This window comes from Collinsella sp. AM24-1, from assembly GCF_003470325.1.
Classification (GTDB): domain Bacteria; phylum Actinomycetota; class Coriobacteriia; order Coriobacteriales; family Coriobacteriaceae; genus Collinsella.
The window spans coordinates 117,040-139,021 of sequence record NZ_QRHM01000003.1; the positions used below are offsets into that span (position 1 = coordinate 117,040).

Annotated in this window: 19 protein-coding genes and 1 tRNA gene; 7 read left to right on the forward strand and 13 right to left on the reverse strand. The window is 52.4% G+C overall.

Annotated features, from left to right (window positions below; all coding sequences use genetic code 11):
- Position 1: 1 nt before the first annotated feature.
- From aroC to glf, 5 genes are all read left to right on the forward strand, one after another.
- Positions 2-1,099, forward strand: coding sequence for a chorismate synthase (gene aroC, locus DW661_RS02125; protein ID WP_118934367.1), 1,098 nt, complete (start codon positions 2-4; stop codon positions 1,097-1,099).
- Positions 1,100-1,262: 163 nt separating this feature from the next.
- Positions 1,263-2,408 carry a prephenate dehydratase gene (gene pheA, locus DW661_RS02130; protein ID WP_118934369.1) on the forward strand — a complete coding sequence of 382 codons (1,146 nt, stop codon included), beginning with the start codon at positions 1,263-1,265 and terminating at the stop codon, positions 2,406-2,408.
- The gene (locus tag DW661_RS02135) at positions 2,409-3,659 is read left to right on the forward strand and encodes a shikimate kinase (protein WP_118934371.1); all 1,251 of its coding nucleotides are present in this window, start codon (positions 2,409-2,411) and stop codon (positions 3,657-3,659) included. It abuts the gene before it with no gap.
- A 64-nt stretch (positions 3,660-3,723) separates the two neighbouring features.
- Positions 3,724-4,161 carry a type II 3-dehydroquinate dehydratase gene (gene aroQ, locus DW661_RS02140; protein WP_118934373.1) on the forward strand — a complete coding sequence of 146 codons (438 nt, stop codon included), beginning with the start codon at positions 3,724-3,726 and terminating at the stop codon, positions 4,159-4,161.
- Between the two features lie 78 nt (positions 4,162-4,239).
- Positions 4,240-5,364: a UDP-galactopyranose mutase gene (glf, locus tag DW661_RS02145; RefSeq protein ID WP_118934375.1), complete on the forward strand. Its 1,125-nt coding sequence runs from the start codon at positions 4,240-4,242 to the stop codon at positions 5,362-5,364.
- 152 nt (positions 5,365-5,516) lie between these two features.
- On the opposite strand, the gene DW661_RS02150 is transcribed toward glf, so the two are convergent.
- From DW661_RS02150 to DW661_RS02160, 3 genes are all read right to left on the reverse strand, one after another.
- Positions 5,517-5,593, reverse strand: a tRNA-Arg gene (locus DW661_RS02150).
- Positions 5,594-5,647: 54 nt separating this feature from the next.
- Positions 5,648-6,415, reverse strand: coding sequence for an ABC transporter ATP-binding protein (locus tag DW661_RS02155; protein ID WP_117776189.1), 768 nt, complete (start codon positions 6,413-6,415; stop codon positions 5,648-5,650).
- 12 nt (positions 6,416-6,427) lie between these two features.
- Entirely contained in the window at positions 6,428-7,273 is an 846-nt protein-coding gene (locus DW661_RS02160) for an ABC transporter permease (protein WP_233547435.1), read from the reverse strand.
- A gap of 161 nt (positions 7,274-7,434) precedes the next feature.
- Here DW661_RS02160 and DW661_RS02165 point away from each other — a divergent pair, with 161 nt between their 5' ends.
- Positions 7,435-8,373 carry a glycosyltransferase family 2 protein gene (locus DW661_RS02165; RefSeq protein ID WP_117776187.1) on the forward strand — a complete coding sequence of 313 codons (939 nt, stop codon included), beginning with the start codon at positions 7,435-7,437 and terminating at the stop codon, positions 8,371-8,373.
- 5 nt (positions 8,374-8,378) lie between these two features.
- Entirely contained in the window at positions 8,379-9,458 is a 1,080-nt protein-coding gene (locus DW661_RS02170) for an acyltransferase (protein ID WP_118934379.1), read from the forward strand.
- Positions 9,459-9,502: 44 nt separating this feature from the next.
- On the opposite strand, the gene DW661_RS02175 is transcribed toward DW661_RS02170, so the two are convergent.
- The 10 genes from DW661_RS02175 to DW661_RS10080 form a co-directional block, all read right to left on the reverse strand.
- Complete coding sequence (locus DW661_RS02175; RefSeq protein WP_118934381.1) at positions 9,503-11,344, reverse strand: glycosyltransferase; 1,842 nt, start codon at positions 11,342-11,344, stop codon at positions 9,503-9,505.
- Between the two features lie 32 nt (positions 11,345-11,376).
- The gene (locus DW661_RS02180; RefSeq protein ID WP_118934383.1) at positions 11,377-12,564 is read right to left on the reverse strand and encodes a LicD family protein; all 1,188 of its coding nucleotides are present in this window, start codon (positions 12,562-12,564) and stop codon (positions 11,377-11,379) included.
- A gap of 99 nt (positions 12,565-12,663) precedes the next feature.
- The gene (locus tag DW661_RS02185; RefSeq protein ID WP_118934385.1) at positions 12,664-14,544 is read right to left on the reverse strand and encodes a glycosyltransferase; all 1,881 of its coding nucleotides are present in this window, start codon (positions 14,542-14,544) and stop codon (positions 12,664-12,666) included.
- A gap of 111 nt (positions 14,545-14,655) precedes the next feature.
- On the reverse strand, positions 14,656-16,104 hold the full coding sequence (locus DW661_RS02190; protein WP_118934388.1) for a sugar nucleotide-binding protein: 1,449 nt from the start codon (positions 16,102-16,104) through the stop codon (positions 14,656-14,658).
- A 14-nt stretch (positions 16,105-16,118) separates the two neighbouring features.
- Positions 16,119-17,138, reverse strand: coding sequence for a dTDP-glucose 4,6-dehydratase (gene rfbB, locus DW661_RS02195; RefSeq protein WP_118934390.1), 1,020 nt, complete (start codon positions 17,136-17,138; stop codon positions 16,119-16,121).
- A 12-nt stretch (positions 17,139-17,150) separates the two neighbouring features.
- Entirely contained in the window at positions 17,151-18,050 is a 900-nt protein-coding gene (rfbA, locus tag DW661_RS02200; RefSeq protein ID WP_118934391.1) for a glucose-1-phosphate thymidylyltransferase RfbA, read from the reverse strand.
- A gap of 16 nt (positions 18,051-18,066) precedes the next feature.
- Positions 18,067-18,882, reverse strand: coding sequence for a glycosyltransferase (locus DW661_RS02205; RefSeq protein ID WP_117776178.1), 816 nt, complete (start codon positions 18,880-18,882; stop codon positions 18,067-18,069).
- Positions 18,875-19,855: a glycosyltransferase family 2 protein gene (locus DW661_RS02210; protein ID WP_117776177.1), complete on the reverse strand. Its 981-nt coding sequence runs from the start codon at positions 19,853-19,855 to the stop codon at positions 18,875-18,877. Before DW661_RS02210 ends, DW661_RS02205 begins: the two co-directional genes overlap by 8 nt.
- Before the next feature lie 11 nt (positions 19,856-19,866).
- Positions 19,867-20,259, reverse strand: coding sequence for a GtrA family protein (locus tag DW661_RS10470; protein WP_117776176.1), 393 nt, complete (start codon positions 20,257-20,259; stop codon positions 19,867-19,869).
- A gap of 20 nt (positions 20,260-20,279) precedes the next feature.
- On the reverse strand, positions 20,280-21,905 hold the full coding sequence (locus tag DW661_RS10080; protein ID WP_147345858.1) for a hypothetical protein: 1,626 nt from the start codon (positions 21,903-21,905) through the stop codon (positions 20,280-20,282).
- Positions 21,906-21,982: the final 77 nt, after the last annotated feature.

Genomic DNA, 21,982 nt, shown 5'->3' on the forward strand with positions numbered 1-21,982 from the left:
CATGTCCTCGACCTTTGGCAACGTCTTGCACTTAAGCATCTTCGGCCAGTCGCACTCCCCCGCCATCGGCTGCTCCCTCGATGGCATCCCGGCGGGCATCGCTGTTGACCAGGAGCGGCTGCAGGCCTTCCTTGACCGTCGTGCCCCCGGTCGCGACGAGACCGCGACCAAACGCCGCGAGGCCGACGCCGCGCATATCATCGCCGGTGTGGTCGATGGACATACCACGGGAGCACCCATCGCCGCGATTATCGAGAACACCAACACGCGTTCAAAGGACTATTCCGAGCTGCGCCGCAAGCCCCGCCCCGGACACGCGGATTTTCCGGCGCGCGTGAAGTATCACAACATGCACGATGTCGCTGGTGGCGGGCATTTCTCCGGCCGCCTAACGGCACCCCTGTGCATCGCCGGCGGGATCGCGCTGCAGGCGCTCGAGGCCCGCGGCATTCAGGTCATGGCGCACGTCGCGCAGATCGGCGGCATCTCCGACCTGCCCATGGACGACATGGTCTATCGCGAGGCCGACCGCAAGGCGATCCTTACGAACGACCTTCCCTGCATTGACGCCGCCGCAGCCGGCCGCATGCGCGAGGAGATTCTGGCCACGCGCGACGAACTCGACAGCATCGGCGGCATCGTGGAGTGTGGCATCTATGGGCTTCCCGCGGGCATTGGCGATCCCATGTTCGACGGCATAGAGAACCGCATCGCTCAGATCGCGTTTGGCATTCCCGCAGTTAAGGGCGTGGAGTTTGGCATGGGCTTTGCCGTGGCGGCTATGCGCGGCAGCGAGAACAACGATCCTTATCGTATCGATGCCGAGACGGGCGAGATCGAGGTCGAGTCCAACAACGCCGGCGGCATCCTGGGCGGCATTTCCACGGGCGCGCCCGTCATGTGGCGCATGGCCGTAAAGCCCACGCCCTCCATTGGCCGCGAGCAGCAGACGGTGGACATGGACGCTATGGAAAATGCCGAGCTCTCGGTCCACGGCCGCCACGATCCCTGCATCGTCCCGCGCGCCGTCCCCGTAGCCGAAGCAGCCGCAGCGCTAGCTATCTGGGACGCCCTCCTCGAGGACGCAGGCCAGCGCTAGCCCACCCTGGGGTAGTTAATTTGGGACGGGGCTTTTTTAGCTACCCCATGTGCCAGTTGATATTTGCCCTGGCACCCATCGATTCGTCGACAGCCAAAGGGTAGCTAAAAAAGCCCCGTCCCAAATTAACTACCCCAGGCAACGATTCACGAAAGGGGCCTCCATGGACCTTGCTGACATCCGCCAGGCCATCGACGGCATCGACACCACGCTCCTCAACAGCTTTATCGAGCGCATGGACATTGCCACCGAGGTCGCCAAGTCAAAAATCGAGATGGGCAAGGCCGTCTTCGACCCCGCCCGCGAGCGCTCCAAGCTCAATAACCTCGCCAGTCGCGCACCCGAGCGCTACGAGGCTCAGACCATCACCCTGTTCCGCCTCCTCATGAGCATGAGCAAAGCCCAGCAGCAGCGCTACATCAACGAGCTCAAGGGCATCACGGTGTCGCAAAAAGCCCACGCCACGGCCGTAGCCTTCGATACGCCTTTCCCTCAAACGGCCTCCGTTGCCTGCCAGGGCGTGGAAGGCGCCTACAGCCAAATCGCCGCGTGCAAGCTCTTCGACGTACCCGATATTGCGTTTTTCGAGACCTTCGAGGGCGTCATGCGTGCCGTGCGCGACGGCTTCTGCGAGTTTGGCGTGCTACCCATCGAAAACTCCACCGCCGGTTCGGTCAACGCCGTCTACGACCTGCTCGCACAATTCGACTTCCATATCGTGCGCTCGCTGCGCCTCAAGATCGACCATAACCTGCTCGTCAAGCCCGGCACCAAGCTCGCGGACATACGCGAGGTCTACAGCCACGGCCAGGCCATTGCCCAATGCGCCGGCTTTATCGAGGCGCACGACCTGCACGCCACCAAGTACCCCAACACGGCCATGTCGGCCGAGATGGTCGCCAGCTCCGAACGCACCGATGTTGCCGCGATCGCCTCGCGCAGCTGTGCGGCACTCTACGGACTGGAGGTGCTGGAACCCAACATCCAGGACTCGGACAACAACTATACGCGTTTTGTCGTCATCAGTCGCGAGCCGCGCGTCTACCCCGGCGCCAACCGTACCTCGCTCATGATCAACACAGCCAACGAGCCGGGCGCCCTTTACCGCGTACTCGAGCGCTTCTATGCGCTCAACATCAACCTCATTAAGCTCGAAAGCCGTCCCATCCCCGGGCACGACTTTGAGTTTATGTTCTACTTTGACCTGGACTGCCCCTTTGGTAGCAAGGCCCTCGACGACCTGCTCGATTCCATCGACGACGTGTGCGAGAGCTTCACCTACTTTGGCAGCTACACGGAGGTGCTCTAGATGACCGATGCCGCCGCAACCCGCCCCTACGGCGTGCTGGGCCGCGTGCTGGGCCACAGCTACACCCCAACCATCTACAAGGAGCTCGCGGGACTCGAGTACGTGCGATTTGAGCGCGAGCCCGAGGATCTTGAGGCCTTTATGACGGGCGACGAATGGGAGGGCACCAACGTGACCATCCCCTACAAGCGCGTTGTCATGGAATACCTGGACGAGCTGAGTCCGCTGGCCGAGCGCATGGGCAACGTCAACACCATCACACGCCTGCCTGACGGCCGTCTACGTGGCGACAACACCGACTACTTTGGTTTTCAGTGTCTAGTCGAGGAGTTAGGCGTAGAGGTTGCCGGCAAGAAGGCCCTCGTGCTCGGTGCCACCGGCGGCGCCGGCACCACGGCAAGTATGGTGCTGGGCGACCTGGGCGCGATCGTGGTACCCGTAGGACGCGCGAGCGAGGTCAACTACGACAACATCTCCCAGCAATCCGATGCCGCGTTGCTCGTCAACTGCACGCCTGCCGGCATGTTCCCCCACTGCCCCGACGCGCCTTGCACGCTCGAGGGCCTCGACGCGCTCGAGGGCATCATCGATATCGTCTACAACCCCGCCCGCACGGGCCTAATGCTCGAAGCCGAGCGCCGCGGCATCCCCTGCATCGGCGGCCTGCTCATGCTTGTGGCCCAGGCGGCACAGGCTGTTGAGCGCTACACCGGCCAAGTCACCCCGCGCGAGCGCATCCTGGACGTAACGGAGCGCCTGTCCCGCCGCGAGCAGAACATCGCCCTGATTGGCATGCCGGGTTCGGGCAAGACCCGCGTGGGCGAGCAGATTGCCCTGCTCACGGGTCGCGAGCACATTGACCTGGACCGCGCACTCGAGAATCGCCTGGGTATGCCCTGCGCCGACTTTATCATCGAGCGCGGCGAGGCGGCCTTCCGCGAGCAGGAGACGGCGACGCTGGCCGACATCTCCAAGCGCAGCGGCCTGGTGCTTTCCACGGGCGGCGGCGTGGTCACGCGAGACGAGAACTACCCGCTGCTGCACCAGAACAGTCAGATCGTGATGCTCAACCGTAAGCTTGACGAACTCGCCCACAAGGGACGCCCCATCACCGCCCGCGAAGGCATCGATAAGCTGGCCAAGCAGCGCATGCCACGCTACCGCGCCTGGGCCGACTACATCATCGACTCACGCGATTGCGCCGCCAACACCGCCCAAGCCCTCCTCGACACCCTCCCACCCGCTCTCTAACCAAAACCACCACAAAGGGGACAGGCACCTTTGTGGTGGTTTTCCAACCGCAAAGGAAGCAACCATGAAAGCACTCGTCATCAACGGCCCCAACCTCAACATGCTCGGCATTCGCGAGCCGGGCATCTATGGCAGCGACAACTACGACCGCTTAGTGCAGATCTGCCAGGAAGCGGGCACCGCACAGGGCTTCGACGAGGTCGAGGTCTTCCAATCTAACCACGAGGGCGGCATCGTCGACAAGATCCAGCAGGCCTACGGCAAGGTCGACGGCATCGTCATCAACCCGGCAGCCTACACGCACACCAGCGTGGCAATCCTTGACGCCCTCAAGGCCGTCGCCATCCCTGCCGTCGAGGTGCACATCAGCGCCGTAGAGACGCGCGAGGACTTCCGCCAGGTGAGCTACGCACGCCTAGCCTGCTTCGCCACCATCACCGGCGAAGGCCTCCAAGGCTACGCACACGCGATGGAGCTGCTGAAAGAGTATCTGCTACACTAATCCATGGGACTAAATAATCAGGTTTGTTTGTCCCAAAGCTTAAGTAGCTGTCCAATTGACATACAAAGGAGCATATCCATGTCCCAGTACGATTACCTAGTCGTCGGCGCCGGCCTCTCTGGCGCCGTCTTCGCCAACGCCGCCAAGCGCGCCGGCAAGTCGGTCCTGGTCATCGATCGCCGCGATCACATCGCCGGCAACATCTACACCGAGGACGTCGAGGGCATCCAGGTCCACCGCTACGGCGCGCATATCTTCCACACCTCCATGAAGGACGTCTGGGACTACGTCAACCGCTTCGCCGAGTTCAACAATTATGTCAACTCGCCGGTCGCCAACTTCCGCGGCAGCATGTACAACATGCCCTTCAACATGAACACCTTCGCCAAGATGTGGCCGGGCGTCGTCACGCCAGCAGACGCCAAGGCCAAGATTGCCGAGCAGGTGGCCGCCGAGAACATCGGAGAGCCGCAGAACCTCGAGGAGCAGGCGCTGTCGCTCGTCGGCCGCGACATCTTCGAGACACTCGTGAAGGGCTACACCGAGAAGCAGTGGGGCCGTGATTGCAAGGACCTGCCCGCAAGCATCATCAAGCGCCTCCCCTGCCGCTTCACCTACGACAACAACTACTTCAACGACCGCTACCAAGGCATCCCCATGGGCGGCTACACCAAGATGGTCGCCAACATGCTCGAGGGCGTCGAGGTGCGCTGCGGCGTGGAGTACAAGGAGCTGGCCGCCGCCGAGCCCGACATCGCCGCCAAGACGATCTACTGCGGCCCCATCGACGCGTTCTACGACTTCAAGCTGGGCACGCTCGAGTACCGCAGCCTGCGCTTTGAGACCGAGACGCTCGACGAGCAGGACCACCAGGGCGTTGCCGTGGTCAACTACACCGAGCGCGAGGTCCCCTACACGCGCATCATCGAGCACAAGCACTTCGAGTTCGGCACGCAGGAGAAGACCGTCATCACGCGCGAGTACCCGGCGGACTGGAAGCCCGGCGACGAGCCCTACTACCCCATCAACGACGCCAGGAACGAGGCCCTGTACAGGCAGTACGAGGAGCTGGCGGCGCAGGAGGGCGACGTGGTCTTCGCCGGTCGCCTGGGCGGCTACAAGTACTACGACATGGACAAGGCCATCGCCGCCGCCTTTGAGCTCGTCCGCAACGAGCTGGGCGTGGAGCCGACTGAGGCGTAAGAGCCCAACAGCCAAAGGCTGATAGCCATTCTGAAATGTAGAAAGTCCGGTGCAGCATCGCTGCATCGGACTTATTGTTGAGGGAGCACTGCACGCGCACGCGTCCCAAAAAGCAAAGACCCGGCACAATAACCGGGTCTTCAAAAACTCTCTGGTGCTCCATGGCGGATTCGAACCGTCGACCTTGGGATTAGAAGTCCCCTGCTCTATCCAACTGAGCTAATGGAGCATAAAAGCCGCACGTCCAAGCGGGTACAAGTTCGCGCGACTAAAAGATTATAACCTACTTGAACTGGTCGTGGTATGCCTTGCAGACCTCATCCACGGGACCATCCATACGCAAGTCGCCCTTCTCAATCCAAACAGCACGCTGGCAAATGCGCTCAACCTGCTCCATGGAGTGAGAAACGAACAAGACCGTGACGTCACCACTCTCGATAAAGTGCTGAATGCGACGCTCACACTTCTGCTGGAAAAAGACATCGCCAACAGAAAGCGTCTCATCGACGATCAGGATATCGGGCTCGGTAATCGTGGCGATAGCAAAGGCAATGCGCGCGACCATACCCGAAGAGAAGTTCTTCAAGGGCATGTCAACAAAGTCTTTGAGCTCAGCAAACTCGATGATCTCGTCAAAGCTAGCGTCAATAAACTCCTTGGTGTATCCAAGGAGCGCACCGTTCAGATAGATATTCTCACGTGCGGTAAGCTCCGGGTCAAAGCCGGCACCGAGCTCAATCAGTGGCGCGATATTGCCGTGGACCTTAACCTCGCCTTCGCTGGGCTCCAAAACGCCAGCGATGATCTTGAGCATCGTAGACTTACCGGAACCGTTAGTACCAACAAGACCAACGACCTCGCCGCGATGCACATCAAACGAAATGTGCTTAAGTGCACGGAACTCCTCAAAGAACAGCTCGTGCTTGGCGAGCTTAATAAAATACTCCTTGAGGTTTGTCAGGGACTCGGACGCCATGTTGAAAATCATGGTAACGTCTTTAACCTCAACAGCAAGGGGCTGCTTGCTGTAATCAATAGCAGATTCAGTCATAAACAGCACTCCTTAGATGTAGAGAATAAACTTGTGCTCGGTCTTATGAAATACGGTATAGCCAATAGCAAGAGCAAGAACAGCCCAGGCAACACATAAGCCGAACGTAAGCGCAGAAGGCACGGTATTGAACAGGAAGATATCACGCATAAACTGGAGATAGTTGTACATGGGATTCAAGACCACCAGCACCTGGATCCAATGTGCCATTTGGCTGATGTAATCGGTCGTCCAGAAAATAGGCGTCAGATACATCCAGGCCGTGATAACAACGGTCCACAGGTGCATAACGTCGCGGAAAAAGACCGCCAGCGCCGACAACATCATGCCCAAGCCCATGCAGAAGCACATAAGCAACAGCAGGCAAACCGGCAGCAGAATTAAATGCCAGGTAGGGACAACACGGAAAAAGAGCATAACAAGGGCGACGGCAACCAAAGAGAAGGAAAAGTTGACAAGAGAAAACAGCACCTTCTGCACCGGAAACACCCAGCGATGGACCTTAACCTTCTTGAGCAGAGAAGACGCCCAAATGATGGACATGAGCGCCTGGTTCGTCGACTCGGACATGACAGAGAACGTAATGTTACCGACAATCAGATATAACGGATACATTTCAGGCGCAATTGACCCATTGCGGCTCTGGCCAAAAATCGTCGAAAACACGATCGACATAACAACCATCATCAGCAGCGGGTTAAGCACGGACCATGCCACGCCCAAAACACTGCGACGATATTTGATTTTAAAATCTTTGGTGACAAGCTGCTTAAGAATGAACTTGTCCTTTTCAAAATCATTTTTAGCGTGAGAGGCCGGTTTAGCCACCGCTTTCTGACTCTCTACATTGTCAGCCACGGACCATCTCCTTGTCTCGTAAAACATAACAGTGGAAAGTATAGCCCTCCCACGTTGACGATAACCCACCGCAACAAATCTGGAGAACTAACCCATATCTAATCAAAGGGGCAGGCGATAGGTATACTTTCGACCAGATGAGTCATTAAAGGAGGTCCTACATGGACTATTCGAATACCGCCGTCATAATCCCCTGTTACAACGAAGCGCTGACGATTGGCAAAGTTGTCGACGATTTTCATCGAGAGCTGCCCGGTGCAATTGTCTACGTTTACGATAACAACTCGTCCGATGGCACTTCGCAAATCGCAAAGCAACACGGGGCAACAGTGCGCCACGAGCCCAGGCAGGGCAAAGGCAACGTGTGCCGCCAAATGTTCCGTGATGTCGATGCCGAATGCTACTTGATGGTCGACGGCGACGATACCTACCCCGCCGAAGCTGCCAAGTCACTCTGCAATCCCATCCTTAACGGCGAAGCAGATATGACCGTTGGCGATCGCCTGTCAAACGGCACCTATGCCGAAGAGAATAAACGAGCCTTTCACGGCTTTGGCAACAACCTTGTTCGCGCCATGATCAAGTGGATTTACGGCTACAGCTTTGACGACGTGATGACCGGCTACCGAGCCATGAGCAAGCCCTTCGTCAAGACCTTCCCCGTCTTGAGCGAGGGCTTCCAGATCGAAACCGAGCTCTCCATCCACGCCGTCGACCACCGCTGGCGCATTCAAGACGTGCCGGTGGAGTATCGAGATCGACCCGCCGGCTCCGAATCAAAACTCAACACGGTAAGCGACGGCATCAAGGTCATCGCAATGATTGGCACGCTCTTTAAAGACTATCGTCCGCTCAAGTTCTTCAGTCTTATCGCGATCATCTTTGCCATCATAGGGCTCGCTCTCGGTATACCAATCGTCGCAGAGTACTTCCAGACCGGATTAGTCCCTCGCTTCCCCACCGCAATGCTCGCCGTCTCGTTTATGTTCCTATGCGGGCTAAGCCTGGCAACGGGGCTTATCCTCGACTCGGTTGCGAAAGTTGAACGAAAGCAATGGGAGCTACAGGTATATAAGACGCACAAAACAAAAGGTGAGTGAATCCAATGAGCACAAGCAAACGTCTTACAAACTGGGACCTCCTAAGAGCCCTATCGATGTTTTTGGTTGTTGTCGTCCACATTGCACCACAACTGGGCAGCTTTAGAAACATCAACGCGAGTCCAATAGCAAGCACGGCTGCCATTATCTGTGATCCAATTTTCTTCTGCCTGTCTGGCTATTTCGCATTTAAGCCACTTAAGAAAAGTTACAAGGATTACCTATTCGATAAGGCCCTGTCTCTATTGCTACCCATCTTCGTATATGCCGGACTATTGTACGCATTCAAAACTGCCACCGGCTCATTACAGGATACGAACTATATACGATATACAAGCGACCTGGTTCAAGGCGGTTGGTGGTTTGTCCCGGCACTCATACCTTTCATTTTGGTAGCACCGATACTATCGAAAATGTTTGATGCGCTCGATGATCGTACCTGCAAAATAGCCTTATTCGTAACCCTAGGAATTTATGCGTGGGGCGGGCTATCATGCGTTACAAAGTCCTTGCTCATCAACTCTCAGCATATAACCCTTGCGGCTGCCATAAGTATGTTTCAGCGCTTTATACCCATATCGCTACTCGGAGGAACGTATTTTACGTTCTTTTGTATGGGATATTTCATTAAACGCGTCAGCCCGTTACTGGACATAAGAGAAGTTCGCCTAATTAAGGTTGCCGGCATTCTATTCTTTATCCTAGACATTATTAGCGCGTATTTCGGATTCGAACGAGCGGACCCAAGTTATAACTGGATGGTTACAACTGTTGCCGTATTTATTGCTATAGACAGGCTTAAAATCTCTTCGGATGTATTATCTAAAGCCATTGAATGGTCTGCGAAAAGGTCTTACTCAATCTATCTCCTTCAGTACACAACGATTGAATTCGCCATCAATATTGTCTATGCCACCGCTTTGAATGGTGGATATGCGACGCTAGCTTGGCCGTTACGGCTGCTCACCTGGCTACTCGCGACGGCGTTGGCATATGGATTGGCGTTAGCGATAGCATCGTTGGTCGACACATTGATCATTGGGCCCATTCAGTCAAAAATCAGGCAGCACCGGCTGAAATTCTAAGATAGATAAATAAGAAGAGGCCCGGACTCAGTCTGGGCCTCTTCTTATTTAAGTCCCAAGTACTCTTCCCAGAACTCTCGTGAAGTCATATACGGCATGGAATCTTTCCATGCTCCTCTAACGCTCTTGCCTTCTTTACGATAGCGCTTCATCAGTTCGTGCTCTCGGCGCCGAATGCTCTTAAATCGTACTCGATCCATCGTGCGAACCGACCCCTGCTCGCGGGTCGGATCAAGAAAGACCAGCGTCTTGCAACGCGTCGAGTTGCCCTCAAGCGTACAACTGCCATTCTTAACTACATAGCCGGGCTTACCGCGCAACAGCGCATCGGGAAGATAGTGCTTGTCGTAAGGAATAGATCTCCAGTACTTCATAAACTTCGAAGGATGGGATTCCAGATTAACATTAGCGAGCACTTGCTCCGTAACCCCGGCCTTGCGAAGAAGCTCTGGATCCATTTCGGAAACAGGAATCAGCCTTTCGTTTAACTTACCCTTGCCGATCATCGTCGCGGCGCCATCAAGCTTCTGGAGATACTCAGGGCCACGCAGATAATCCTCAAAGCCATCAAGAATAAACTCGGCAGCCTGATAGTCCATATCGCGCAAGTTCTGACGTACCCCTCGCTGAATACGAAGGACAAACATCTTCTCATCAGCACAATCATCGAGAGCAATCATGGCAAAGAAGTTACGGAAGTACTGGTAGCAATCAACCGAAGCGCGGAAACGCCCCTCAAAGCTTGCATGCCACACGCAAATGCAATTCATGGTCATGTAGACAGGCTTATTGCGCATGCCAAACTCAACGTCGTCGCAGCGAATAAAGAAAGGCATGGGAAGGCCGTTCTTTTCGATAGCCTTCACCGGAATGCAGCTATACCACCAGGCTCCGTAAGCCTGGTCAACCTCGACGTTTGTACGTTCGTTTTCGAGGATATCGGACAGCTTGCCGACATTCAGATCTTCTTTTACTCGACGATAGGCACCGGTGGTCGCCACATACGAGACATCCTCAAACTGACGAGTTGGGTCCTCCATCGAAAGCATGGCACCGTTAATAAAGGCATCCTTATATTTGCCCCTAGCAAGAGAGAGCAGGTTAAACGCACGAATCAAACTCTCGGGCATGATAGAGACATCGTCATCCATCAAAATGATATGGGTGAACTGACTAGGAGCTTCAGTGGCCGCCATCATTCCACGTGCGAATCCTCCCGAACCGCCCGTATTGGGATTCGGAAGCACGGTGACTAGCTCATCGGAAAGTGATGCAGAATCGAGCGTCTGGCCATTGTCGACGATAAACATGTGGAAGTGGTCACGAATCGGACCGTCCTCTTTAGAGATGCCGGTTTTAACGAGTTCAATGTTTGGAAGAATATATCGTTCATTCTTAAATGTAGTAGTAGAAAGAGCAAGATTGATCTGGTTAATTGAGTCCTCAGGAACATCAGCCAGATAAGAGGCGTTCAAGAGGTCTACGGAATAGCCCTCATCACTCTCAATCCTAAAACCGATCAAGTCGTAACCGGTTGTATCGATATCAATATCGAGAACGCAAGGATCAACTTCATCGCCATCAAAAGGATTCGATTTAAGCTCGACAGGATTCAGCTCGCTAGATCTCACTCCATGAACGACAACCCGGCCCCTGCCAAATAAAGCCATATGCAAGACGACGCCGTCAACAGACGCATACTGACGCCATTTGCCAGCAGATAAGCCATTCACATACGTCAGAAAGTCAACGTGTCCATTGACATGAAGTGAATGAATGTCGTCATCATACGAAGCATCACCAGAGAGCACGCGATAGTAGAGTTCGGGAAAATCCTTTGCATGCTTTTCAACTTTAAGTACAACATTCGCAAGTTTAAACTGCATTTCAAATACCTTAATCAAAGCCGTTGTAACTACTAATTACATTCGTCGACAAACTTTGCCATCGCGGAGCGAACATCAGGATCAGACAAAACATCCTTTGCAAAATGATCATGCCCGCAGATGTCCATAGGCATGTAAGGCCATCCAGGATAACAGGCGTCAGCGACCTTTTCCGCTTTCGCAGGAACCGAAAAAGAGAAACCGCCAAACGGATGCTTTCTTACGGGAAGAATATCGTTGCGATCCCAAATTATTTTTCGCTTAGGGGCATCAAAAACGTTATCAATCGCGTATGCAAAATCGCCATGAGGCTCATCGGTCAACAAACCAAGTGCATGAGCCTTTTCGTTAAACGAATCGAATACGCTCTGGACAAGATCAATCTCCGCAAAAGAAACAACTGTTCTCTGAGCTTCCAAGTCAACATCCCCGCACTGCACGCTAAGACCGCTGTCGGGATGAACCATCCAAGGATTATCTTTCCAAAAACTAAACTCACGTTCATTATTGTCAAAGAAATCCATAAGCTCAATTCTAAGTTGCCTAAGCTGATCGTTCGCGCGCTTGGAATTCTCGGCCGCCCGGTCGTAAATCGAAATGTCCACAAAACAAGGTATAAGCGAATTAGTTGAACAAAAGCGAACTTGACGGCACTTTACAAACCAGTCATATACGAGAGTGATTTGAAATTCAGGGTCGTCTTTTAAAGCGGCAGTGAGCTTATCCACATCGGACCTAAGCATGCAGATATCAATATCGTCGTCCCAAGGAATAAAACCCGATCGAGACAAGGTGCCAACAAGAGAACCATAAGAAAGCCAGTATTGAATATTATTGGCAGCACAAATCGCGTCTAGCTTACTCATCAACGCTTCGTTTGCCTGCTGCATCAATCGAATATCACCCTCGGCGTCGGGTAATGCATCAAAGATTTTGCAACGGAGCTCAAAAGGGGTGAGATCGGGGTACGCACGTCGCGCTAGCAATTCAAAGCGAAGGCTCATTTGTTCTGACAGACTTTGTTGGCGTTGCTTGAGCAATTCAATTTCTGGAAATAGCCGAGTATCAAATTTGTAATTGATATTCATATTGATACCGTTATCGGCCTGCTCAATACGGGCAAAAACCTCGTCAAAACGACGGTCCATATCCTCATGCATAGCATGCAACGATCGGGATGAGCCAGGGAGGATCTTTTTAATAGTAGAAAGCAAGGACATGGCTTAACCTTCGCAACGACAAACAATGAACGAAGCACAATTACTCATATGATACAAAAGAATGAGTGGGTCCCACCTTGAAACCCACTCACATGAAGACTACTCCGACGCCTCTTCCAAATACTGTTTCCAGAAATCGATCGAAGTAAAGACATCTCTATACGAAGCGTATTCGGCATAAATCTTATCTTTGTTACGCTTGAATTCCTTCTCGGCTTTACGAAAACGACTCCAAACCTCTTTGAATCGCTTCTTATCCATATGTCTAATGATGCCCTTTTTATTAGGCATATCTACCACAATAAGCGTGTCAACATCCCTGATTTTACCTGCGGGATAAACCCATCCCGCAGCATCAATAACAGCAACCTTGCCCCTACGCTTCGCTGAATCGTTAACGAAACGGTGACCATTAATGGTCAGATAATCCTTAAATGCCTGGAGCCTAGACCTGTCACCCCCAAGGCTCAAATTGCCAAAAGTCAGTTGCGTCAAGTCGACACCCAATTCTATTGCCTGAGGGACGAGCTGCTCGATGGGAATCAACTGTTCCCTTTCACGATTTGCCGCCATAAAACGGGATTCAGCGACAGGATGAGAAATCCACTCGGGACCTCTTAAAAAATCTTCAAGGCCCTTTACGGCGAGGAGCGCGTCATCGTAGTCAAATTTCTTCAAGTCGAGTTCGACTTCTCGACGAATCTCATAAAGAAAATCAGAGAGAGGCGCAGCGCCAGTTGTCGCCTGACTGATTAGCGTATTTCGGCTTACCTGATAACGCTCCACGGCAGCACTATACTTAAACTTAAAGGAATTATGCCAAACGCAAATACCATTCATGGACATGAACTTGGGCTTGCAGCGAAGCGCGTACTCGGCGTCATCCGAACGAACAAATAAAGGCAAAGGCAGCCCCTCGCGCTCAATCGTTGCGGTAGGTATAACGCAATACCACCAGCCAGCATACTGTTGGGCAGTGTCCTCATAAAGGCCAGTTGGGGCCTTATATATCTCGGTCTCAACGACATCATGAAGTGAGGTCATATAGCCTGCAGGCTTAAGGGGAGAAAAAGTTCCCTTAGCAGTAAAGAACCCTAAATCCTCGGTACGCAAATTGGGCTCTTCCAAGCTCATCATGGCACCCGATAAAAAGGCCTCAGCATATTCTTCTTTGAGAAGAGAGAGCAGGTTGAAAGTGCGGATAAAACTCTCGGGAAGAACCTCGACATCATCGTCCATCAGAAGAACATGAGTCGCTTTAGGATTCTGCTCAAGTGACTCAATCATCCCCCGAGCAAAACCACCAGACCCGCCAACATTAGGATTTGGATGAACAGTAACACGCGATGAATCCAAGTTTGCACTATTCAGCGAACAGCCATTATCAATAATGTGTACGTGGAAATGATCAGCAATCTCTTCATCAGAATCAATAATGTTCTTTTGTAAAAGAGATACGTTACGGACAATATAGTCTTCTTTTTTAAACGTAGTAGTTGCAAGCGCTAGCTCAACTGGATGAATATCCAGTTCTTCACAATCGCAATAATAATACGCATTCCGAATATTAACAGGGCCTTCAGTACTGATATTAAAAGCGTGCAGAATCTCTCCCTCACAAAGGGAGAGTTCGATTTCAGCTGCACTCCATTCATCGGATCGTTGCAAACTAACCGCAGAGCCATCAATTGTAGAAGGAATCCAAGAATAATTATTTGCATACGTCTGCTGAAGCGTTAAGGCGGAGCCGCAATACTCGATATGAAGATAAAACGCCTTTGCAGTAGTGTATTTTCGCCACTTATAAATGGATAGCGCATTAAAATATGTTGTGAAATCAACATTGGTCGATTTCATGATTTCAATAGCGTCATTCGAAGTTGGAATAACAAGACCCTCCGTTGCCCTATAGCAAAGCAATGGATACTGCAGCATCGCATCAGATCCGTTAAAAATCAAATTTGCAAGTTTAAAATGCATTGAAAACCATCCAAAAAATTCCTGGTGCAACTTGGCAAAATGGCATAAATGCCCATGGCATTGTTTGCATTCTCACTGATTTTAAGAATGCAAACAATGTACTAAAGGCATCTAATCAAAATGAAGTTTTAGCTCTTCCTCCCAGTCGGGCATTCGGAAGCCGACCGACTCGAGCCTGGACAGGTCGAGCGCGGAGTGGACCGGGCGCGGTGCGATGGGGCCCTCGGCGTTCGCGTAGTAGTCGGCGGTCGAAACCGGAACTACCTTCTCCCCATTGCCGTTGGCGGCCTCGAAGACGGCGCGGGCGATGTCGGCCCAGGACTTCACGGCACCGGAGCCGGTGCAGTTGTAGGTGCCGTAGGGCGCATGGGTCCCCAGCACGTGGAAGATGGCAGCCGCCATGTCGCGCGTGAAGGTCAGGCGGCCCAGCTGGTCGTCGACGACCGTGACCTGCGCGAGCCCGTCCTCGGGGTCGGCGACGCGGTCGGACAGCCCCCTCATGGTCTTGACGAAGTTGTGCCCCTCGCCGACGACCCAGGAGCTGCGCATGATGTAGTGGCGCGGGCACCCCGCCACGGCGATGTCGCCGGCGGCCTTGGTCTGGCCGTAGACGGACAGCGGGCTGAACGGCTCGTTCTCGGTATGGACCTCGGCCGTGCCGTCGAAGACGTAGTCGGAGGACACGTGCACGAGCGTGATGCCGTGCCCGGCGCAGGCGCGGGCGAGAAGGGCGGGGCCGGTCGCGTTGGCCTTCCAGGCGGCCGCGCGGCCCTCGGGGGTCTCGGCCCTGTCGACCGCCGTGTAGGCGCCGCAGTTGATCACGGTGCCGTAGAGCGACCAGTCGTACTGCGCGTAGGCGTCCGGGTCGGACATGTCGAAGGTGTCGATGTCGCAGAAGTCGAAGTCCTTCGCCACGCCGCGCTCCTCGGCCAGCGCGCGGACCGCATGCCCCAGCTGGCCGTTGCAGCCGGTGACGAGCGTCCTCTTGGGCGCCATGGGGACGACGTCCCTGAGCATCGGGTGGTTCAGGTCCGCCTCGGAGACGGTCGCCTCCTCCAGCGGGATGGGCCACTCGATGGCGAGCTCGGGGTCGGCGAGGTTCACGAAGGTGTAGGTCTTCTTGAGCTCCAGGGACCAGTGGGCGTCCACCAGGTAGGTGTAGGCGGTGCCGTCCTCCAGGGCCTGGAAGGAGTTGCCCACGCCGCGCGGGACGTAGATGGCCCTGGACGGGTCCAGGGTGCAGGTGAACACCTTGCCGAAGGTCTCGCTGCCCTCGCGAAGGTCGACCCAGGCGCCGAAGACGCTGCCTCGCGCCACGGAGATGAACTTGTCCCAGGGCTCCGCGTGGATGCCGCGGGTGACGCCGCGGCTGTCGTTGTAGGAGATGTTGTTCTGGACGACCCTGAGGTCCGGGATGCCCAGGGCGCACATCTTGGCGCGCTGCCAGTTCTCCTTGAACCAGCCGCGCGAGTCGCCGTGGACGGCGAGGTCGACGACCTTGAGGCCCCCGATGCCGGTCTCGGTGACGGCGAGGTCCTTCTCGAATGCGATGTCTGCCATAGATCTATCCCCTCCTACTGGCCCTGCGCGCGGTAGCGGGCCTCGGTGGCCTCCTTGGCCGGGCGCCACCAGGACTCGTTGGCGACGTACCAGTCGATCGTCTGCTTCAGGCCCTCGGCGAAGTCAGTGTGCGCCGGCCTCCAGCCGAGCTCGCGCTGCAGCTTCGTGCTGTCGATGGCGTAGCGGCGGTCGTGGCCGGGGCGGTCGGCGACCCAGTCGAAGTCCTCGGGGTCGCGCCCCATGGCCTCCAGGATCATGCGCAGCACGGTGATGTTGTCCTTCTCGCCATTTGCGCCGATGAGGTAGGTCTCCCCCATCTCGCCCTTCGTGAGGATGTCCCAGACGGCCGAGGAGTGGTCCTCGGTGTGGATCCAGTCGCGGACGTTCTCGCCCTTCCCGTAGAGCTTGGGGCGCACGCCGTCGACGATGTTGGTGATCTGCCTGGGGATGAACTTCTCCACGTGCTGGTAGGGGCCGTAGTTGTTGGAGCAGTTGGAGATAGTGGTGCGAAGGCCGTAGGTGCGGGTCCATGCGCGCACGAGCATGTCGGAGGAAGCCTTGGTGCTCGAGTACGGGGAGGACGGCCTGTACGGCGTCTCCTCGGTGAACTTGGCCGGGTCGTCGAGCGCCAGGTCGCCGTAGACCTCGTCGGTGGAGACGTGGTGGTAGCGGACGCCGTATTTGCGGACGGCCTCCAGCAGGCGGAAGGTGCCCTCGACGTTGGTGCGCAGGAAGGGCTCGGGGTCGGCGATGGAGTTGTCGTTGTGGCTCTCGGCGGCGTAGTGCACGATCGCGTCGTGGCCCGGTACAAGCCTGTCCAGCAGCTCGGCGTCGCAGATGTCGCCCACGACGAGCTCGACGCGGTCCGCAGGCAGCCCGGCGATGTTCTCGGGGTTGCCGGCGTAGGTCAGCTTGTCCAGGACGGTAACGTGCACGTCGGGGTGGTTGTTGACCACGTAGTGCACGAAGTTGCTGCCGATGAAGCCGCAACCGCCCGTGACGATGATGTTCTTAGGTTCAAAGATCTCAGACATGAGGGGTTACTCCTAGTACTCGCGCGGGCTGTTGACGATCTCGCCGGCGGCGACCTTCCTCAGGTGCTGGCCGTAGACCGACTTGCCGTAGGCCTTGGCTGCCCCCTCCAGCCCGGCGGTCGTGATCCAGCCGTTCTCCCAGGCGATCTCCTCGGGGACGGACACGGGCAGGTCCTGGGAGTGCTCCACGGCGCGGACGAACTCCGCCGCCTCGTGGAGGCTCTCCATGGTGCCGGTGTCCAGCCACGCGTAGCCGCGGCCGAGGGTGACCACGGACAGCGTCCCCTCCTCCAGGTACATCTGGTTGAGCGTGGTGATCTCCAGCTCGCCGCGGGCCGAGGGCCTGACCTCGTGGGCCTTGGCGGCGACGTCGCCCGGGTAGAAGTACAGTCCGGTGACGGCGTAGGAGCTCTTGGGCTCGGCGGGCTTCTCCTCGATGGAGACGGCACGGCCCTCGCGGTCGAACTCCACGACGCCGAAGCGCTCGGGGTCGTCCACGTGGTAGCCGAAGACCGTGGCCCTACCGGACTCGGCGTTCTGCACGGCGCGCGTCAGGTGGCGCGACAGGCCGTTGCCGTAGAAGATGTTGTCGCCGAGCACCAGGGCGCACGGCTCGCCGGCGATGAACTCCTCGCCGATGGTGAAGGCCTGGGCCAGGCCGTCCGGGCTCGGCTGCTCGGCGTAGGACAGGTTCACGCCGTAGCGCGAGCCGTCCCCGAGCAGGCGCTCGAAGTTGGGCAGGTCGGTCGGCGTGGAGATGACCAGGATGTCCCGGATGCCCGCCAGCATGAGGGTGCTAAGCGGGTAGTAGATCATGGGCTTGTCGTAGACCGGAAGCAGCTGCTTGGAGGTCACGAGCGTGAGCGGGTACAGGCGCGTGCCGGACCCGCCGGCGAGGATGATGCCTTTCATTCAATCACTTCCAAAGTCAGTGAACGGAAAAATAAATCCGTTTAGCAATGTTCCTGATTGAGAGCGACAATTTACGAGCGGTTAAATCAACCGACGATATATTGATACCATCGAGTGAACAGATTGCTCGCACAAAATCAAACTCATCGCGTTTCAATTGCTCTTTTTTATCCTTAAAAAGTGAGTTCGTAGTAGATTCGTTGCACACTCTAAAATAGGAATAAATTGAGTCTAGATAGCAGACATCACCATTAAGTGATAGACGAATCCAATACTCCCAATCAGGGGAGTAACACAAAGAATCATTAAAGGGTCCAACCTTTTGCCAGCAATCTCTACGAAACATGACATTAGAAGGCTCTCCATAGATATTATGAGTTCGAAATGTCTTGCGGGCAAAATCAGAGCCTTTTAAAACCATATCCCGTTTAAAAGGTCTCCTCTTCATTGTAATGGCACCATTCGAGTCAATAACACATGAAGCGCTGAAGCAGAGGGAGCACTTTGGATTAGCATCCAGTGCTGCAACCTCAGACTCAAGAGCCCCGGGTAACAAAATATCATCCTGAAAGAGGAAATGAATATACTCGCCAGAAGAATTCTCAATGGCATTATTCCAGTTTCCAACAAGACCGAGATTACTGGAGTTCCTAAATACCTTAATTCGAGAATCCGTTAGCTTGGAAACAATCTCAAATGTTCCATCAGTTGACTGATCATCGAAAATTAATAATTCGAAATCGCGGAAAGACTGGCTTAACACCGAATCAATTGCCTTCAAAATGTACTTAGCACCATTAAAACAAGGCATCAACACACTAACTTTAGGCATCCTTGTCCTCCTTATCGGACAAAAATTCCTCAATAAAATAGCGAGGACGATGCTTCGTCTCCATATAAGTCTTTCCAACGTACTCGCCGATGACACCCAAAGCCAAAAGTTGAAGTCCGCCAAGACACCAAATTGACATAATGATGCTTGTCCAGCCAACTTGTACATCGCCAATAAAATGACCAATTAAAAGATATACAAGTGCAAATAAACTAAAAATAGAAATGATTAAACCGGTGAGAGTAATTATCCTAATCGGTTTAGTACTAAAAGACGTTATACCTTCAAAAGCAAATGACAACATTTTACCGAGCGTGTATTTAGATTCGCCGGCAAACCGTTTCCCTCGCGAATAATACACGCAGCAAGATTTGAAACCAACTAAAGGAACCAAACCACGAAGAAATAGATTAACCTCACGGAATTGAGACAATGCAAGAACAGCACGCTTGGACATCAATCTATAGTCAGCATGGTTATAAACAGCATCGACACCCAACGAAGACTGTAAGCGATAAAAAGATTGTGCGGTAAAACGTTTTAGAAAGGAATCACTAGAACGATCATTTCGTACACCATATACAACTTCATAGCCTTCGCGAGCTCTTGAAACCATTTCATCAAGCGCATTGATATCATCTTGTAAATCAGCGTCCATCGATGCTATTAAATCAGCAAACTCCGCTGCCTTGTGTAACCCAGAAAGTAAAGCCTTCTGATGGCCACAATTCCTAGAGAGCTTAAGTCCACAGAATAAGGAATTAGATTGATGAAGACTTTCGATGATCTCCCAAGTCTTATCGGATGACCCATCGTCAACTAACAAAACCTTACTGTTCGCATTAATCTGAGACAATTTTACTAAAGTGGAAAACTTCTCAAAAAGCCTTTTAGAGGTTTCCCGCAAAACGCTCTCCTCGTTATAACAAGGAACCACGAGATAGAGAATCGGCAATATGTCCATCTTTGTCATGCAAGCACCCATCACTTAAATGCCCAATACTTACTTAAAATATAATTAAGAGGATAAGTTACAAACAAGTTAAGCAGTGGACCAAGAATAGAAGAAATTCCAAGCACACTAACCCAAAAGTACAAAAGGATGTTGTTGATAATCAATCCAGTAAAAGCACTCGAAGCAAGCAGCTTGGAAAAACTTGAAATAAGTGAACTCAAATCCGATCTCTCATTATCAAAAACAAATTTATTGTTCCAATAGAAGGAATTGATGACACCAGCAAAATATGAAACTATATTGGCGACAATATAGTTCACTCCAATAAAAAGGAGTGCCGCGTAGACTAAGTAAGAAACGATTGTATTTGAAAGTCCAACAATCGAAAACTTCAGAAATTGAATCACCGAATCTCGTTTCATTAAAGACCCTTTTCCCACTGTTATCTATAAAGGACATAAACAAAACAAGAGGTTCCATCATCGATTTGAGTATATCCGGGCAGTTTTTTAAAACCACTATATCCTAGTTCATCTTTCAGTTGAGAAAGAACCTCTTCTTCGCAGTCGTGATTATTCATGTAAACAACCAGATCATCAGAATCAATATAATTTCTATCGCAAAAACTGCTAATAGCTTTCTGATCAGGAATCAGCGCATGAATGCGAGACAATTTGGCAACTTCTAATAGCTTCGCAGTGAGCTGATAGTAATCATAAGAGACAAAGAGCCCCGTTGAACCCGCGTACTTCTCTACTGCGGCTTCATTGTCAGCAGATTTCGGATATAAATACAAAGCATTGGAAGAAAAGAAAACAGAATCTGCAGCAATAATTGCGCAAACAAATACAACAGAAACTAAAATAGTGCCCCGAAAATTGAAATCAGTATTATTTCTATAGCGAATTTGCAAATATCTAAATAGATACAAGAACATTCCAAATCCAAATAACAGTAATCCTGGATATGCTAAGCATATGTATCTTGACGAAGTAAAAGGAGATACATAGCAAGCTGTGACGTAAAAAACAAGGGATGAATTAAATAATAAAACTATATAAATCGACTCAGGATGCTCACGATTAATTTTTTTATTCCATAGCAAGTAGAAACAAAGGGCAATTGACAAACAGAAGCTGGCAATCAAAAGAAGCCTTGATCCGAAGAACAAATCAACGGACGACGAACCTAGAAATTGCCAAATTCGTCTAAGTAATACCATTACCCCTGATTGCGATGAGGCCGATTCGACATAATGATTCCCAAACATGTTGCTTAATGCTGGAGGAAATATGATAAATGACAGACAAACCGATAAGACAATCGTGACTCCATATTTAAAGGAGAACATCCACCCTTTTCTTGCCCAAAAATAAATAGTAAAAAAACAGGAAACAAAAAAGAGATAAATATAGAAATAGAAGTGAGTTAAAAACCCCAATAAAGAAATAACAAATAGGCGGAAATAAACCGATCGATTGGCGAAAGCAACATTAAACATATCGTATAACGCATCAAGAAATGCTAGGGCAAGTGTCACCAATAACAGATACATTCGAATGTAGGTCACTAGATTTAACGCTATGGGACTGAAAGCCCAAAGTGCCATTAAAATTAGAGCGACTGGCTTACTCTGAAACACTTTGTAAGAAAGCTTAAATAAAAATACTAAACTGAGTGAATAGAAACATAGATTAGGAACCAAGCCAAACCATTTGCTAAATTCATTCGGAAACAGTGAGCAAACGGTATGAATAATGAAAAAATAGAGAGGAGGATGTGCGTCATTACTCAGATTATATAAAACCGAATCAAACCGAAACACATGCCCTGTATCAACTGTCAAATAAGACTGAATGAACGTAGGATCCATCCAGTTGGCATCCATATTGTTTTCCCAAAAAATATGTGGAAAATAAAAACTATTCGAGAGGCCGAAAGTCCACAGCTCGTCAACATGAAACCCTGTTTTCAAATTGCAATAATAAATTGCGACTAATAACGCAGCCACAAACATTACAGCAAATAAAACGCCATAAGACTTGCATCGTTTTGCACATGAATTCATAAACGATTCCCTACAATTAATTAGTAGCTAAACTAAAGGAGTTTACGAAAAATCATAAACTCCTTCAAGATTAAACT